Genomic DNA, 14,879 nt, shown 5'->3' on the forward strand with positions numbered 1-14,879 from the left:
GGCCGCCTTGCCGCCGCGCGGCGCGCGCGGCACAATGCGCGCTTCGGCGTTTCGCACAGGACCCATCATGCAACTTCGTAATCTCGGCGGCAGCGGGCTGCGCGTCTCCGTCGTCGGCCTCGGCTGCAACAATTTCGGCCAGCGCACCGATCCCGACACCTCGCGCAAGGTGATCCACAAGGCGATCGATCTCGGCGTCACGCTGTTCGACACCGCCGACATCTATGCCGGCCAGGGCGGCTCCGAGACCGTGCTCGGCAATGTGCTCGGCGACCGCCGCAAGGACATCGTGCTGGCGACCAAATTCGCCAAGCCGATGGCGGCCGACGGCACCAGGCAGGGCGCATCTCGGCGCTACATCGTCGCCGCCGTCGAGGCCAGCCTGACGCGGCTGAAGACCGACTGGATCGACCTGTATCAGCAGCACGATTACGACGAGCTGACGCCGATCGACGAGACGCTGCGCGCGCTCGACGACCTGATCCGCGCCGGCAAGGTGCGTTATATCGGCAACTCGAACTTCCCGGCGTGGCGCATCGCCGAGGCCGAATACGTCGCCCGCGCGCTCGGCACCCATCGCTTCGTGTCGTGCCAGGACGAATACAGCCTCGTGGTGCGCGACATCGAGAAGGATCTGCTGCCGGCGGCGCAGTCGTACAATCTCGGCCTGCTGCCGTTCTTCCCGCTGGCAAGCGGCCTGCTGACCGGCAAGTATCAGCGCGGCGCTGCGATCGCGTCCGACACCCGTTTCGCCAAGATGCCGGCGATCCGCGACCGCTATTTCACCGACCGCAATATCGACATCGTCGACCAGCTCAAGGCCTTCGCGGAACAGCGCGGCCACACGCTGCTCGACCTCGCCTTCTCCTGGCTCGCCTGCCGCCCGCAAGTCTCCAGCGTCATCGCCGGCGCCACCACGCCGGAACAGATCGAGCAGAACGTCAAGGCCGCGAGCTGGCAGCTTTCCGCCGAGGAGATGGCGGAGATCGACGCAATTACGAAGGGGCGATGACGGCAATCGGCATCCCCAGCACTCTATCGGCTGATCCAAATCTCAAGTGATCCGGTAGAGACCAACGGGTTGAGCCGGGGGATAATAGGCCGAGTGGTCAAGCTGAACAGCTGCACTGCTTGCGCAAGCTGATTTGCGGCCACCTCATCGGCTTTGTCGTGGTACCGAATTTCTTGAACGTTCGCCGCCGCCGCCGTCCTTTCCCCACCCTGCTCGACACCCTGCACATTCCACCCGCTCTCCCTTAGTCTGCGCATCATAGACCTAACGTCGTCTCGAGCAATGACCCCTGCAAACTGAACGAATACTTGGTAGTTCGTCGCAGTGACGTCTTTGTTTGGCGGAGACGGCAATGTCACGACCGCGGCGCGGGGATTGGCGATGACACTTCGATCCCTCTCGTGATAGCCAACCTCCTTGTAGAGCCACCTCAGGTTTCGTTCGAGACGCTCTATCTCTTCATCATGCAGCGGCTTGGCCTTCACCGCGGCAAGCCATTTCTCCTCCAATTGGTTGATTTGCTGCCGAATCTCGTTTCTCTGGCTCTGGAGCTCCGCATGGTATTTTGACCACCCCTGCTGAGCTGTGTCGCCCGCCACGTAGGAAAAATACTTTGCCAGGCGGATACGCAATTCGATATCCTGATCGAGGGCATTGCTCAAAAAGTCCTTCACGTAATTGTCGCGAAACTCCTGCTGCTTGGCCATGCGCTCCTTGTCGAGCCTCACGGCTTCAAGGAACGCGGTGGCAAGTTGAAAGCCCGGCGGAATGGCCGCAATTGCAATCGCCACGAAAACACTTCCCAGCACGAACTTCCAAAAATCCAACCTAGCCCGATAGCGGTCCAGTTCCAGTTGCTCGCGTTTCAGATCTATTTGATCAGCACGAATGTCTTCATCGCCCATCGGTTCACCTCACTTCTACCCGCCCACGACACCCATGCTCTATCGGCGCGCCTCGCGGAGGTTACCATTACGTCGGCTGCTTGACGGTGGCGGCGGACGACGTATCAAATCCGCCGATGACAATCGGCGACTCGATCAAGTGCGGATCGAGGCCGTGCTGCGCGATGAAATACGGCACCATCGGATCGATCGCGGATTGCGGGTTGTCGATCCAGTCGGCGCGTGTCGGCACCCGGTCAAGCCCGATCGGATAGACCGTGACCTGATCGCCGAGCAGCCGGATGCGGAGGAAGTTGCGGTAGCAATCCAGCCGCATCGCGCTGAATGCATCGTTGTGGTTAAAATCTGCGTAGCGGCAGGTGAGCAGCAGATTGAGGCCGTAGAGAAAACCGGCGACCGCGCCGCCGACGACGCTCATTAGGACGACCACCACGCTCAGCCACGCCCACCACGGCGCTACGCTGTGCCAAGGCGAGAACGGGGCATAGGTGGCGAACAGCCAGGTCAGGCCTACCATCGCCGCGTACTGGCAGGCGGCATGGAGCAATGACCAGCCCCAGATCGCCCAAGTCGGATTGTGCTTCTCCTGATAACGCACATAGGCCGTGAACCCGCCGATCAGGATCAGGGCCTCGATGACGACGACATCACCGCGCCACAGCATGCTGAGTGTGAAACCCAGCACCGCATAGACGCAGCCGATGAAGAATGAAAAGCCGGAATTGAGTAGCGGGAACTTCAGATCGCCGCGCAACAGCCGCTTGCTTTCGTCCTTGTCCGGATAGCACGCCTCGAGCTTCAGCTTAATCTCATCATATTTCAACCAGTTCGCCTCGATGACGTCGTGCAACTGGTGGGTGCCGTGCAGAAACGCGCCGCCACCGCCCGAGGTGATGTATTGCGTTCCGTAAGCGCTGGAATAGCGGCTGTAATGGTGGGTGTCGCCGGAAAGGACCACCGGAATTTTGATCGATTTTCCGGCGTTCTGGGCGATCCACGCGGCATAGCTCAGGGTCCGGTACGAGGCGGTTTTGTCTTCGGCGCCGTACCAGCCTGGCTCGGCGCTGCACAGAATGACGTTGGCGTTCTGCGGCATCGCTTTGGCGATGCTGACGAAATAGTCCGCCTGCGGCTGGTCCATATCGGAGACCAGGGCGATGTCGATCCCCCAGATCCAAACGTTGTCGGTCAGCTTCATGCCGAAATAGCTGCGGCGCTGCACTGTCTGCCAGACGCCGAACGACGTCGCCTTCTCGCGGCAGAAGAAGGCGAGAAAATTGACGAGACCGTCGTACCAGTCGTGGTTGCCGGGGATCGCTAGAAGCTTCGGCCGATGGACTTTCAGCTTGGAATCCGGCTTCGGCGCAGCGAAGTGGTACGGCGCCTTGGTCTTGGCGTTGTATTCCTCGCGCGTCGCGGTGGGATAGACCTCGTCGCCGCCCATCACCAGCACGGAGCCGCGCGGCAATTGCAGATCGCCGAGCTGCAGATGCGGCCGCGCCAGCAGCGAGGCGATCGCGAAGGTGGCGTCGAAACCGTCGCCCAGATCGGCGACGAAATCGATCCACACCGCGCCGTCGCCGTCCGGCACCATGTGATCTGACAGGTCGTCGCGGCCCGCGAGATCAACCTCCTGCGTATCCAGCGCGGCTTCGAGCAGGCGACGGTCGGCATATTGGCCGAACAGATCCGCGACGATCACCCGCCACAGCAATTTCAGCAGCAGCTGCGGGCGGAACCAGCTCGTCATCGTCGGGTAGAGCGGCAGCTCCGCGAGCGGAGGTTTCTTATCGTAGGACAGTTCGCTAATCGGCTTGGCGGCCATCGCAATCATCCTAGAAATATAGGATCAGAAAACACGCGCAAATAGTTCCTAATACCGTCCAGTCTAGCCGGTTTGGGAGAGTGTGCAACGGCGCCATGCAGGACCTTTCAGCGCCGTGAGCGCCCGCTAAGAGCGATGTCGCTCACACTTCCGGTTCACACTCGTGCGGAGATATGCGAGGCGCCTTGTCGAGGCGCGTGTCTTCATCCCGTTCGAGGCACGGCCGCACGGTGTTGGACGCCAGCCCGCGCGGCAGGCCGAAACGGCAAGTCACGCGAGCGAGGATTGCCCTTACGCTGCCGCATCCCCCGCGCTAAACTGCCCGGATGAAGCCGCTGTCCTCCTCTCCTCCCCAGCCCCGCCGGCTGATCTGCGCCGGCTGCGGGGCGGAGTTCGCGTGTACGATGGACGGCGATTGCTGGTGTGCGGCGGAGCCGGTGAGCTTGCCGATGCCATCGGATGCGGTGGATTGCCTCTGCCCGGCGTGCATGCGCGAACTGGCCAAAACGAGCGGGACATCGTGAGCGTGACATCGTGAGCCACTGGCAGATCGAAGCGGTGCTGCTCGACATGGACGGCACGCTGGTCGACACCGAGCGCGTCTATATCGAGAGCCTGACCGAGGTGCTGACCGAGCGCGGCCTGCCCGATGCACTCGCCACCTGCCACAGCATGATCGGCCTGCCCGGGCCGGAATGCCAGGCGCTGCTGGTCGCGCGCTACGGCGAGGCGCTGCCGCTCGCCGCCATCAATCGCGCCTTCGCCGCCAAGCGCGATGCGCGGTTCGCGGACGGCCTGCCGGTGAAGGCCGGCACGCTGGAGTTGCTCGACACGCTGCGCGACGCCCGCTGCAGGGTGGCGGTGGTGACGTCGTCGTCGCGCAAAACTGCCGACCTGCATCTGACGCTGGCCGGCATCCGCGCGCGGTTCGACACCATCTTCACCCGCGACGACGTCGATCGCGGCAAGCCGGCGCCCGACCTGTATCTGCTCGCCGCGCAACGGATCGGCAGCGCGCCGCAGAACTGCGTCGCGGTGGAGGATTCCAGCGTCGGCGTGGCGGCGGCGTTCACCGCCGGCGCGATCACCCTGATGGTGCCCGATCTGCTGCAGCCGGACCAGGACACGCGGGAGAAATGCGCGGCGGTGCTGCCCGATCTGCACGCGGTGCTGGCGACGCTGCGCCAGCGCGGGCAATTCGTGCGATCGCCGGCGCTCGGCTGAGGCGCGTTCCGGATCAGCGGCGCCGACGGCGCGATCACGATTGAAGGCGAGCTCTCCTCCCCTCTGGAAACCGGCGCCCGACCTTGATATGATGATGATCATCTAATCAGGGAGAACAGCATGGATGCGGGGGTGGAACAGCCGATCGACTACGGCGTGACGCCGGTCGAAACGATGGCGTCGATGGCGGGGCTGGACTTCGTCCGTTCGATCTTCGACGGCCGGCTGCCGCAGCCGCCGATCATGCAGACCATCGCGCCGTTCGATTGCACCGCCGAGCCCGGGCTGGTCGTGATCCATTCGGTGCCGGGGTTGCGGCACTACAATCCGATCGGCTCGGTGCATGGCGGCTACGCGGCGACGCTGCTGGATTCGGCGATGGGCCTCGCCGTGCAGAGCATGCTGCAGCCGGGCCAGGGCTACACCACGCTGGAATTCAAGATCAGCTTCATCCGCGGCATGAGCGCCGACACCGGAATGATCCGCACCGAAGGCCGCACGTTCAATGTCGGCCGCCGCGCCGCGACCGCGGAGGCGAAGATGACCGACGGCAAAGGCCGGTTGCTGTCGCACGCCACCACCACCTGCCTCGTGTTCGATCTGCCGACAGGAACCGGCCCGGCCGTGTAGCGTTGTTTCCGGCGTACAAACAACAGCCGGAGACCGCATGTCGCTCGCCCGCGACCAGATCAGACCGCAGTCCCATCATTTCGACGATGACGGGCTGATCCCGAACAATCCGATGCCGCTGCTGATCTACAAGCGCGCGATCGATCTCTCGCGCGACGATCCTGCGCAGGCGATCGAGGCGCTTTTCGGCCGCAACGGCTGGGGCCAGATGTGGCGCAACGGCATTTTCGACTACGCGCACTATCATGCGACGGTGCACGAGGCGCTCGGCGTCGCGCGCGGGCATGCGCTGGTGCTGTTCGGCGGCGACCAGGGCGAGGCGATCGAGCTGAATCCCGGCGACGTCGCCGTTCTGCCCGCCGGCACCGGCCACAAGCGGCTGTTCGCCTCGCATGATTTCCAGGTCGTCGGCGCCTATCCGCCCGGCCCCGAGATGCAGATCATGCGGCCGACGCCGGACAATTATCGTCGCGCGCTGAACACCATCCCGCAGGTGGCGCTGCCCGAGACCGATCCGGTCGCCGGCAAGGACGGTCCGCTGATGCGGCTGTGGGGGAAGTAGGCGACTGAGGAAGTCGCCTGCGGAAGTAAGAAATCTTGTCCAAGAAGTAGCTCTGCTGCCTGGGCTTTGCCGAGAGGGCGGCCTCACCTCTCCCCGCGCGCGGGGAGAGGTCGGATCGCGGCAGCGATCCGGGTGAGGGGGCGTCTCCGCAATGCCGAGCGTCAATGAGGTTCACCACGACTGATGACTCAGCGACTCGCGGCCTCCCCTCACCCCAACCCTCTCCCCGCAAGAGCGGGGCGAGGGAGCGCGCTGTGCGTGGGGGGGAGTGCAACTCCTGCATCAAAGACGCACATGGCCGGGACGAGCCGGCCATGACGTCGTTGCGAAATGAACAACTCGGCTTCGGCTCACTCCTCGTTGCCGCCTTCCTGGCGGCTGGCTTCGAACAGGAACCAGGTGCGCCTTTCGGTCTCGTCGATGAAGTTCTCGAGCAGGCCGGCGCTGGCGGCGTCGTCACATTCGTCGACGATCTTGTGCGCCTTGCGCATCGCAGCCGCCATCTTCTTGTTATCGTTCATCAGCTCGCGCAGCATCTCGCGCGGGGGGACATAGTCCTCGTTGTTGTCCTGAATGGTCTGCAGCTTGGCGATGTGGCCGATCGAGCGCAGCGTGACGCCGCCGACCTTGCGCACGCGCTCGGCCAACTCGTCGGTGGTGGCGAAGATCTGGTCGGACTGCTCGTCGAGCATCAGGTGATAGTCGCGGAAATGCCGGCCGCTGATGTGCCAGTGGAAATTCTTGGTCTTGAGATACAGCGCGAAGGCATCCGCCAGCAGCGTGTTGAGCGCGGCGGAGATCTTGTCGACGGACTGCTGCGGCAGGTCGGTCGGGGTGTCGAGGTCGGGAGCGATGGAAGCGGATTTGGCTTTGGTCACGGCGGTTGTCCTGTCGAGTGGGATGGTGCCCGGGAGGGCTAAAGATCGGTCAGGCTGGGGCGATCGGCTAAATCCGGACCCATCCAAGCAGATCGCAACGGCGATTTCTTGGATGTTTGGACCGTATTCGTTGGTCCGCCCCGCGAAACGCGATAGACCTTGCTTCAACGCGCCAAATTCCGCCGTGTTCCAGTGATGGAACGAATCCGAGGCGCGCCCGCTCGCCGGATATCGGCACCGCAGCCGCGGAAGGCCGATCCCGAACCCTGCCGATTTTCGAGGCATCGATGGACGACTGGATCGATTATTACGACTCGACGCATACGATCTATGTCAGCAAGCTCCATCGCGACGTGCATTTCGACGAGATCGCGACGGACATCGTCGGCTATATCGGCGCCCCGGACGCGGTCGTGCTGGATTATTCCTGCGGCGAGGCGCTGTCCGCGCCGAAGGTCGCCGAGAGATGCGGCACGCTGATCCTCGCCGAGCCGGCGCCCGGCGTCCGCGGGCGGCTGAGTGCCCGGTTCGTTCACCACCCCAACATCAAGGTCCGCTCGCTCGACGATCTGGAGGCGCTGCCGAACGGCTCGGTCGACCTCGTGGTGATGAATTCGGTGGCGCAATACATGACGCCGGCCGCACTCGACCATGCACTGGCGCTGATCCGCCGCCTGTTGCGCCGCTCGGGCAGACTGGTGCTCGGCGACATCCTGCAGCCGGAAGTCGGGATGGGCCGCGACGTGACCGCGCTGCTGCGGTTCGCGGCCCGGCACGGCTTTCTGCGGGATGCCCTGGTCGGGCTGGCGCGGACCGCGCTATCCGACTACCGCCAACTCCGCACCAGGATCGGCCTGCAGCGCTACAGCGAAGCCGAGATGCTCGGCAAGCTCACTGCGTCGGGGTTCTCGGCGATCCGCGCCGACGTCAATATCGGCCACAATCCCTGGCGCATGACCTTCGTGGCCCGGCCGGCGGGATAGCTTTCCGGCACCGTCATTCCGGGGCGCGCATAGCGCGAACCCGGAATCCAGAGGTTGTCTGCGTGTCAGATTCCGGGTTCGCGCCTGACGGCGCGCCCCGGAATGACGGCTTTTGAGATTCTGGGAGCTACACCACCACGCTCAGCCGCTTCGCGGCGCGGGTGATGCCGGTGTAGAGCCAGCGGGCGCGGCTGTCCTGGAAGGCGAAGCTCTCGTCGAACAGCACGACGTCGTCCCATTGCGAGCCCTGCGACTTGTGCACGGTCAGCACGTAGCCGTAGTCGAACTCGTCATAGGGTTTGCGCTGGTCCCAGGAGATGTCCTCGATGCCGCCGGCGAAGCACTCGTTGCGGACCGAGACCTTGGTGAGACGGCCGCCGAAATCCTCGTCGGGCACCACCCGCATGGTGATGATCTTCGACTTCGACGGCGCGCGCGATTTCACCTTCCACAGCCCGCCGTTGAACAGCGCCTTCTTGCGGTTGTTGCGCAGGCACACCAGCTTGTCGCCGCCGACCGGCAGCGGGTCCTCGATGTTGAGGCGCTGGCGGAAGCGGGCATTGTAGGCGCACCTTGTGTTGTTGCGGCCGACCAGCACCTGGTCGGCGTCCATCACCCGCTTGGGGTCGAGGCTGTCGCGCGGCACCACTTCGGTCTCGCCGTAGCGACCGATCTCGAGGCGCCGGCCTTCGCGCACGTCCATCGACAGCCGCACGATCGGATCGTCCTGCGCCTGGCGATGCACCTCGGTCAGCATCACGTCGGGCTCGCAATCGGTGAAGTAGCCGCCGCCCTGGATCGGCGGCAATTGCGCCGGGTCGCCGAGCACCAGCAGCGGGCAATCGAACGACATCAGATCGCGGCCGAGTTCCTCGTCGACCATCGAACATTCGTCGACCACGATCAGCTTGGCCTTCGAAGCCGGCGCGTCGTCCCACAATTCGAAGCTCGGCTGCTCGACGCCGCTCTCCTTGGTGCGATAGATCAGCGAATGGATCGTCTGGGCGTCGTCGCAGCCCTTGTTGCGCATCACCAGCGCGGCCTTGCCGGTGAAGGCCGCGAACTTGACCTCGCCGGAAACGCCCTCGGCGATCTCGCGCGCCAGCGTGGTCTTGCCGGTGCCGGCATAGCCGAACAGCCGGAACACCAGCGGCGTGCCGCCGCGGCCGGGCTTGGCTTTCAGCCAGGCGCCGACGGCTTTCAGCGCGTCGTCCTGATGCGGGGTGAAGGTGGTCATGCGGTCTCGCGGCGACTCGATGCCGGCAAGCTAGCGTTTTGCGCGCTCAGTGCAACCCGGCGCGGGCTACTCGACGATCTCGTCGGTCCAGACCTTGAAGCTGACCAGCGTGTTGGGGCCGAAGGTCTGGGTGATCGGCACGTCGGCGGCGTCGCGGCCCTGCGCGATCAGCACGCGCGCCAGCCGCGGCACGTTGTTGCGCGGATCGAAAGTGTGCCAGTGGCCGCCGAGATAGGCCTCGAACCAGCCGGCGAAATCACCGGCAGCCCACGGCTTCGGCGTGCCGACGTCGCCGAGATAGCCGGTGCAGTAACGCGCCGGAATGTTCATGCAGCGGCACAGCGCGATCGCCAGATGCGCGTAGTCGCGGCACACGCCGCGGCCTTCGTCGAACGCCTCGTGAGCGGTGCGGGTGGCGCGGGCGTGCTGATAATCGAACTTGATGTGGTTGTGGACGAAATCGCAGATCGCCTGCACGCGCGGCCAACCCGGCGTGGTGGTCTCGAACATTCTCCAGGCGGTGTCCGACAACAGATCGGTCTCGCAATAGCGGCTGCCGAGCAGATAGACGATCGTCTCCGCGGGCAGATCCTCGACGGCGTGCTGGATCGCCGACGGCACCACCGGGTCGGGCACGCCGAGATCGCGCACGATGCCGTCCGCGGCGAACCGCACCCGGCCCGCGGGCGCAACGAGGCGGCTGCACCAATTGCCGAACATGTCGCGATAGGGCGTGATCGGCACCGAGGGATCGACCGTCAGATAGTCCGGCACGATCACGTCGGACGCGCGGGTGAAATGGGTTCCCAGCACGATCAGCATCGGCGTCGGCTGGGGAAAGTCGTAGATCATCTCGTAGCCGACACGCAGTTTCATGACGTTGGTTCTCCGCAATCGCGCCGTGGGGCTTGATCGGAAGTGATCGCCGGCTGCTCGTCTCTAAATGGCGGTCGACGCCGGAAAAAGCAAGATGTCGTGAGCGGGGCCGTTCGGAGCGACCGAGAATTCAGTGGCTATTGCGGGTGAAAAGGCGCAATATCATCAATGATCGCGCCGCGATGTCGGTGATGCAGGTCAGGAAGAAGCCATCCATGACCACGCGAACGCGCCGCGAATCGATCGTCTTTCATCAACCGTTCCGGCTCCGCGGCATCGATCGCGAACTACCGGGCGGCACCTATGATGTCGTCACTGACGAAGAGCTGATCGAGGGCCTGTCGTTTCCGGTGTTCCGCCGCGTCGCGACGATGATCACTTTGCCTTGCGCGCCTCCGCATCAGAACGCATTCGAAATGGTCGTGATCGACCCGGAAGCGGTGCGCGACGCGCGCCAGGCCGACGCCGGCGCCGACCTGCCGTAACAGGCGGCGCAGTGTCGGCCCAACCCAGGGATTATCCGCAATGAAATTCTCCAGCGGCGAGTATCGCGGCTACGACACCGACCGTTCGGTGGTGCTGTTCTCGATGATCGATGGGTACACCGAGGTGCCCTGTGCGATCAGTTCCGACGCGATGGATTTTCTCGACGGCGCAAAGCGGACGTCGCCGGCGCAGCGCGAAGAACAGTTCATGCGGCTGCGCACCAGCATCGAGCAGCGCGCCGAGCGCAAATTCGAGGCAGCGGAACTCGAAGGCAAACCGGCCGGGATCATCCTGCGCAGCATCGATTTTCGCTAGCCCTCGATTTCCGCGATGAGATGAGTCGGCATCTGTCGCAGATGAAGGGTCGGCGAAATGCGACGTGTGGCGACCTGGCTGTTCTACGGCGTCGGCGCGATCGCCTGTGCGTATCTGGCGCTTTACGCCTATACGACGCTGACGACGCCGAAGCTCACCCCCGGCGAGCCGATCAGGATCTTCCGCAACCCGGACGCGCCGAAATATTCGTGAATCTCTCTGCACCGTCATTCCGGGGCGCTCACGCCGTGAGCGGACCCGGAATCTCGACGTTGGTTTGCGCGGCAGATTCCGGGTTCGCGAGCTTCGCTCGCGCCCCGGAATGACGGAGGAGGGTCGCCAAGCTCTTCATTGCGAGCCGAAGGCGGAAGGCGAAGAGTTCATGCACCGAGCTGGATTGCTTCGTCGCTTCGCTCCTCGCAATGACGCCGATCTGGTGATTTACCCCATCGACGCGAACGCCCTGGTCTCACCGCTGCCCACCGCCGGGATCGGCAGGCCGCCGTCGGCGTATTCGTTGAGCTTGTTGCGCAGCGTGCGAATCGAGATGCCGAGGATGTTGGCGGCGTGGGTGCGGTTGCCGAGACAGTGCTTCAGCGTTTCCAGGATCAGGTCGCGCTCGACGTCGGCGACGGTGCGGCCGACCAGCGCGCGGGTGACCTGCTCGGCCGCGAAGGTGGCGTGCGCCACCGCCGGCGGCGTCTTGCTCTGATCGAGCCGGTCGCCCTCCGGCGTCAGAATCGCATCGGCGCCGATCTCGTCGCCCGACGCCATCAGCACCGAACGATGAATGGTGTTTTCCAACTCGCGGACGTTGCCCTGCCAGCGGTTGGTCGTCAGCACGCGCCGCGCCTCGGCCGAGATCGGCCGCACCGGCACGCCATTGGCGTCGGCATATTTGCGGGCGAAGTGCTGGGCGAGTTCGAGGATGTCGGCCGGCCGCTCGCGCAGCGGCGGAATCTTCAGGTTCACGACGTTGAGCCGGAACAGCAGATCCTCGCGGAAGGTGCCGGCGCGCACCGCGTCCGCCAGATTGCGGTTCGAGGTGGCGAGGATCCGGATGTCGACCGGCACCGGGCGGCTGCCGCCGACGCGGTCGATCACCCGCTCCTGGATCGCGCGCAGCAGCTTCGATTGCAGCCGCACGTCCATCTCGGAGATTTCGTCGAGCAGCAGCGTGCCGCCGGTCGCTTCCTCGAACTTGCCGATGCGGCGCGCCACCGCGCCGGTGAAGGCACCCTTCTCGTGGCCGAACAATTCGGATTCCAGCAGATGCTCGGGGATCGCCGCGCAATTGATACTGATGAACGGCTTTTTCGCCCGATGCGATCTGGTGTGGACGTAGCGCGCCAGCACTTCCTTGCCGGTGCCGCTCTCGCCGGTGATCATCACCGAGGCGTCCGAGCCGGCGATCTGCTGCGCCAGCTTCACCACCTTGGCCATCGACTCGTCGCGATACACCAGTTCGCGGGAATCGTTGGCGACCGCGGCCAGCACCGCCGCGATCAGCTCCGGATCCGGCGGCAGCGGGATGTACTCCTTGGCGCCGGCGTGAATCGCGGCGACCGCGGCGCGGGCGTCGTTGGCGATGCCGCAGGCGACGATCGGCACGTGAATGTGCTCGGCCTCCAGCCGCATCACCAGGTCGCGGATATCGATCGCGACGTCGACCAGCAGCAGATCGGCGCCCCTGCCGCCGCGCAGCACCCGCATCGCCTGCTCGTTGTCGTCGGCGTGGGTGACCGCCGCGCCGTTGTCGATCGCGATCTTGGTCGCGGTGGTAAGTTGGCCCTTCAGGGTACCAACGATGAGAAGCCGCATGGTTTGCTCCTGTAATCCCGTGTCCTGCCGCGCCGCGCGCGGGCTCTCGATCAGCCGCGTTCCGCCTTGATGATTTCGGTCATGGTGACGCCGAGCTTGTCTTCGACCAGCACCACCTCGCCGCGCGCCACCAGGCGATTGTTCACGTAAATGTCGATCGCTTCGCCGACCCGGCGATCGAGTTCCAGCACCGCGCCGGGGCCGAGCTTGAGCAATTCGCCGACGTCCATCTTGGAGCGGCCGAGCACGGCCGAGACCTGCACCGGCACGTCGAACACCGCCTCGAGATCGGCGGCGACACGCGACGTCTGTTCTTCCTCGTGGTAGCCGACATCCGCCAGCGGCGGCGCGTCGGCGCCGTTCAGATCGGGAAGCGGCACCTGGCCGTCATTGTCGCCCATATTCAATCCTCAATCCCGTTAGCGGCGCGACGCCATGTAGCGTCCGACCAGTTCACCGATCTTGGCTTCGATCGCGGCGCGCTCCAGCACCACGCCGCCGTCGGCCCATTCGATTCTGCAGTCGCCGCCGGCGATTTCCGGGTCGGACAACAGCACCAGCCGCCCGGCAAAGCCGCTCTGCTTGGCGAGCATCTCGATGCGTTCGCGCGCGGCTTCGTAGAGCGAGTCGCTGATGCGCACCACCAGATGCGGCGTCGACACCAGTTGATGGAAGCATTCGCCGACCAGCGAGGTGATCTCCGCCAGCGGCTCGGCGGCGACCAGCTCCGCACACAATTTGCGCGCGACCGCCACCGCGACCTCGACCGCCTCGGTCTCCATCCGCGTTTCGACGGCGCCGATGCCGACGGCGATGGACTGGACCGCCTGCGAGATCTGCTCCAGCGCGGCGGCGGTGCGGCGCTCGGCCTCGGCCTGGATCTCGCGCTGGGCCTGGGCGAAACCGGTCTGATAGCCGCGCTGCTCGGCGGCGGCGACCTCACGCGCCAGTTCGTCGGCGGCGGCGGCTTTTTCGCGGGCCTTGTCGGGCGCCCCGAAATCATTGTCGAACAGGAATTTCTGCGCGGGAGAAGCCATCAATACACCAGTTCGTCGTCGGCGCGGTTTTTGGTGAGAACGATCTCGCCCTTGGCGGCGAGATCCTTGGCGAGGTTGACGAGCAGCGCCTGCGCCTCGTCGACATCGCGCAGTCGCACCGGGCCGAGCGCGCCCATGTCGTCGAGCAGCATCTTGCCGGCGCGCGACGACATGTTGCCGAGGAAGAAGCCGCGTACCTCTTCGTTGGCGCTCTTCAACGCGATCGCCAGCTTGTCGCGGTCGATGTTGCGCATCAGCGTCTGCGCCGAGCCGGCGTCCAGCTTGACCAGATCGTCGAAGGTGAACATCAGCGCCTTGATGCGCTCGGCGGCCTCGCGGTTGTCGTCTTCCAGCGAGGTGATGAAGCGGGTCTCGGTCTGGCGGTCGAAATTGTTGAAGATCTCCGCCATCACCTCGTGGGCGTCGCGGCGGCGGGTCTGCGACAGGTTCGACATGAATTCCGAGCGCAGCGTCCGCTCGAGGCTTTCGACCACTTCCTTCTGCACCGACTCCATCCGCAGCATGCGGTTGATGACGTCGAGCGCCATGTCCTCGGGCAGGATCGCCAGCACCTTGGCGGCGTGTTCGGGCTTGAGCTTCGACAGCACCACCGCGGTGGTCTGCGGATATTCGTTCTTGAGGTAGTTGGCGAGCACCTCCTCCTGGACGTTGGAGAGCTTCTCCCACATGTTGCGGCCGGCGGGGCCGCGGATCTCCTCCATGATGCCGGTGACGCGATCGGCCGGCAGATAGCGCTGCAGCAGCCGCTCGGTGGCGTCGTAGTTTCCCATCAGTGCGCCGGACGCCGACATCCGCGACACGAATTCGAGCAGCAGGTCCTCGACCGTTTCCGGCTCGATGGTGCCGAGCGTCGACATCACGGCGGACAATTCGCGCACCTCGTCGTCGTCGAGCAGGCTCCAGATCTTGCCGCCATATTGTTCGCCGAGCGCAAGCATCAGGATCGCCGCGCGCTTCGGACCCGGCAGCGGCTTCGAGGCGGGGCGGCCGTTCTGACGCTGCGCGAGCGTCGCGACGACGCTGGCGATGTCTTCGGTGCCGCTGGTTGTGGCGGGAGCTTCGGCCAT

At 64.8% G+C, this 14,879-nt stretch carries 17 protein-coding genes; 8 read left to right on the forward strand and 9 right to left on the reverse strand.

What is annotated here, in order from left to right:
* The first annotated feature begins 67 nt into the window (after nucleotides 1–67).
* Nucleotides 68–1,012 (forward strand): aldo/keto reductase, encoded by a 945-nt coding sequence (locus ACTZWT_RS12165; protein WP_444769948.1) that lies wholly within the window; start codon nucleotides 68–70, stop codon nucleotides 1,010–1,012.
* A 23-nt stretch (nucleotides 1,013–1,035) separates the two neighbouring features.
* Here the strand turns inward: ACTZWT_RS12165 and ACTZWT_RS12170 are convergent, their stop codons facing one another.
* Together ACTZWT_RS12170 and ACTZWT_RS12175 are read right to left on the reverse strand one after the other, a co-directional pair.
* On the reverse strand, nucleotides 1,036–1,917 hold the full coding sequence (locus ACTZWT_RS12170; RefSeq protein WP_444769949.1) for a hypothetical protein: 882 nt from the start codon (nucleotides 1,915–1,917) through the stop codon (nucleotides 1,036–1,038).
* Between the two features lie 67 nt (nucleotides 1,918–1,984).
* Nucleotides 1,985–3,742 carry a metallophosphoesterase gene (locus tag ACTZWT_RS12175; protein WP_444769950.1) on the reverse strand — a complete coding sequence of 586 codons (1,758 nt, stop codon included), beginning with the start codon at nucleotides 3,740–3,742 and terminating at the stop codon, nucleotides 1,985–1,987.
* Nucleotides 3,743–4,276: 534 nt separating this feature from the next.
* On the opposite strand from ACTZWT_RS12175, the gene ACTZWT_RS12180 reads away from it, so the two are divergent.
* The 3 genes from ACTZWT_RS12180 to ACTZWT_RS12190 all read left to right on the forward strand — a co-directional run bounded on the left by ACTZWT_RS12180 (nucleotide 4,277) and on the right by ACTZWT_RS12190 (nucleotide 6,158).
* Nucleotides 4,277–4,966: an HAD family hydrolase gene (locus ACTZWT_RS12180; RefSeq protein ID WP_444769951.1), complete on the forward strand. Its 690-nt coding sequence runs from the start codon at nucleotides 4,277–4,279 to the stop codon at nucleotides 4,964–4,966.
* Nucleotides 4,967–5,086: 120 nt separating this feature from the next.
* Nucleotides 5,087–5,596, forward strand: coding sequence for a PaaI family thioesterase (locus ACTZWT_RS12185; RefSeq protein WP_444769952.1), 510 nt, complete (start codon nucleotides 5,087–5,089; stop codon nucleotides 5,594–5,596).
* Between the two features lie 37 nt (nucleotides 5,597–5,633).
* Nucleotides 5,634–6,158, forward strand: coding sequence for a hypothetical protein (locus ACTZWT_RS12190; RefSeq protein ID WP_444769953.1), 525 nt, complete (start codon nucleotides 5,634–5,636; stop codon nucleotides 6,156–6,158).
* 350 nt (nucleotides 6,159–6,508) lie between these two features.
* Here the strand turns inward: ACTZWT_RS12190 and ACTZWT_RS12195 are convergent, their stop codons facing one another.
* Nucleotides 6,509–7,036, reverse strand: coding sequence for a Dps family protein (locus ACTZWT_RS12195; protein ID WP_444769954.1), 528 nt, complete (start codon nucleotides 7,034–7,036; stop codon nucleotides 6,509–6,511).
* A gap of 287 nt (nucleotides 7,037–7,323) precedes the next feature.
* On the opposite strand from ACTZWT_RS12195, the gene ACTZWT_RS12200 reads away from it, so the two are divergent.
* Nucleotides 7,324–8,019, forward strand: coding sequence for a class I SAM-dependent methyltransferase (locus ACTZWT_RS12200; protein ID WP_444769955.1), 696 nt, complete (start codon nucleotides 7,324–7,326; stop codon nucleotides 8,017–8,019).
* A gap of 127 nt (nucleotides 8,020–8,146) precedes the next feature.
* Here ACTZWT_RS12200 and ACTZWT_RS12205 read toward each other — a convergent pair whose 3' ends face one another.
* Nucleotides 8,147–9,256, reverse strand: coding sequence for an ATP-dependent DNA helicase (locus ACTZWT_RS12205; RefSeq protein WP_444769956.1), 1,110 nt, complete (start codon nucleotides 9,254–9,256; stop codon nucleotides 8,147–8,149).
* 66 nt (nucleotides 9,257–9,322) lie between these two features.
* On the reverse strand, nucleotides 9,323–10,132 hold the full coding sequence (locus tag ACTZWT_RS12210; RefSeq protein ID WP_444769957.1) for a transglutaminase-like domain-containing protein: 810 nt from the start codon (nucleotides 10,130–10,132) through the stop codon (nucleotides 9,323–9,325).
* A 215-nt stretch (nucleotides 10,133–10,347) separates the two neighbouring features.
* Between ACTZWT_RS12210 and ACTZWT_RS12215 the strand changes: the two genes are divergently transcribed.
* From ACTZWT_RS12215 to ACTZWT_RS12225, 3 genes are read left to right on the forward strand one after another with little or no spacing between them, the layout of a single operon-like run.
* On the forward strand, nucleotides 10,348–10,617 hold the full coding sequence (locus ACTZWT_RS12215) for a hypothetical protein (protein ID WP_444770293.1): 270 nt from the start codon (nucleotides 10,348–10,350) through the stop codon (nucleotides 10,615–10,617).
* Between the two features lie 40 nt (nucleotides 10,618–10,657).
* Entirely contained in the window at nucleotides 10,658–10,933 is a 276-nt protein-coding gene (locus ACTZWT_RS12220) for a DUF1488 domain-containing protein (protein WP_444769958.1), read from the forward strand.
* Between the two features lie 57 nt (nucleotides 10,934–10,990).
* Nucleotides 10,991–11,146 (forward strand): hypothetical protein, encoded by a 156-nt coding sequence (locus tag ACTZWT_RS12225; RefSeq protein WP_444769959.1) that lies wholly within the window; start codon nucleotides 10,991–10,993, stop codon nucleotides 11,144–11,146.
* A gap of 228 nt (nucleotides 11,147–11,374) precedes the next feature.
* Here the strand turns inward: ACTZWT_RS12225 and flbD are convergent, their stop codons facing one another.
* The 4 genes from flbD to fliG are packed head-to-tail and all read right to left on the reverse strand — an operon-like array spanning nucleotide 11,375 to nucleotide 14,879.
* A complete protein-coding gene (flbD, locus tag ACTZWT_RS12230; protein ID WP_444769960.1) occupies nucleotides 11,375–12,754 on the reverse strand; it encodes a sigma-54-dependent transcriptional regulator FlbD in 1,380 nt (459 codons plus the stop codon).
* Nucleotides 12,755–12,804: 50 nt separating this feature from the next.
* On the reverse strand, nucleotides 12,805–13,155 hold the full coding sequence (fliN, locus tag ACTZWT_RS12235; protein WP_444769961.1) for a flagellar motor switch protein FliN: 351 nt from the start codon (nucleotides 13,153–13,155) through the stop codon (nucleotides 12,805–12,807).
* 18 nt (nucleotides 13,156–13,173) lie between these two features.
* Entirely contained in the window at nucleotides 13,174–13,791 is a 618-nt protein-coding gene (locus tag ACTZWT_RS12240; RefSeq protein ID WP_444769962.1) for a FliH/SctL family protein, read from the reverse strand.
* Nucleotides 13,791–14,879, reverse strand: a complete 1,089-nt coding sequence (gene fliG, locus ACTZWT_RS12245) for a flagellar motor switch protein FliG (protein WP_444769963.1) — start codon at nucleotides 14,877–14,879, stop codon at nucleotides 13,791–13,793. Before fliG ends, ACTZWT_RS12240 begins: the two co-directional genes overlap by 1 nt.

Source organism: Rhodopseudomonas sp. NSM, from assembly GCF_052445935.1.
Classification (GTDB): domain Bacteria; phylum Pseudomonadota; class Alphaproteobacteria; order Rhizobiales; family Xanthobacteraceae; genus Rhodopseudomonas.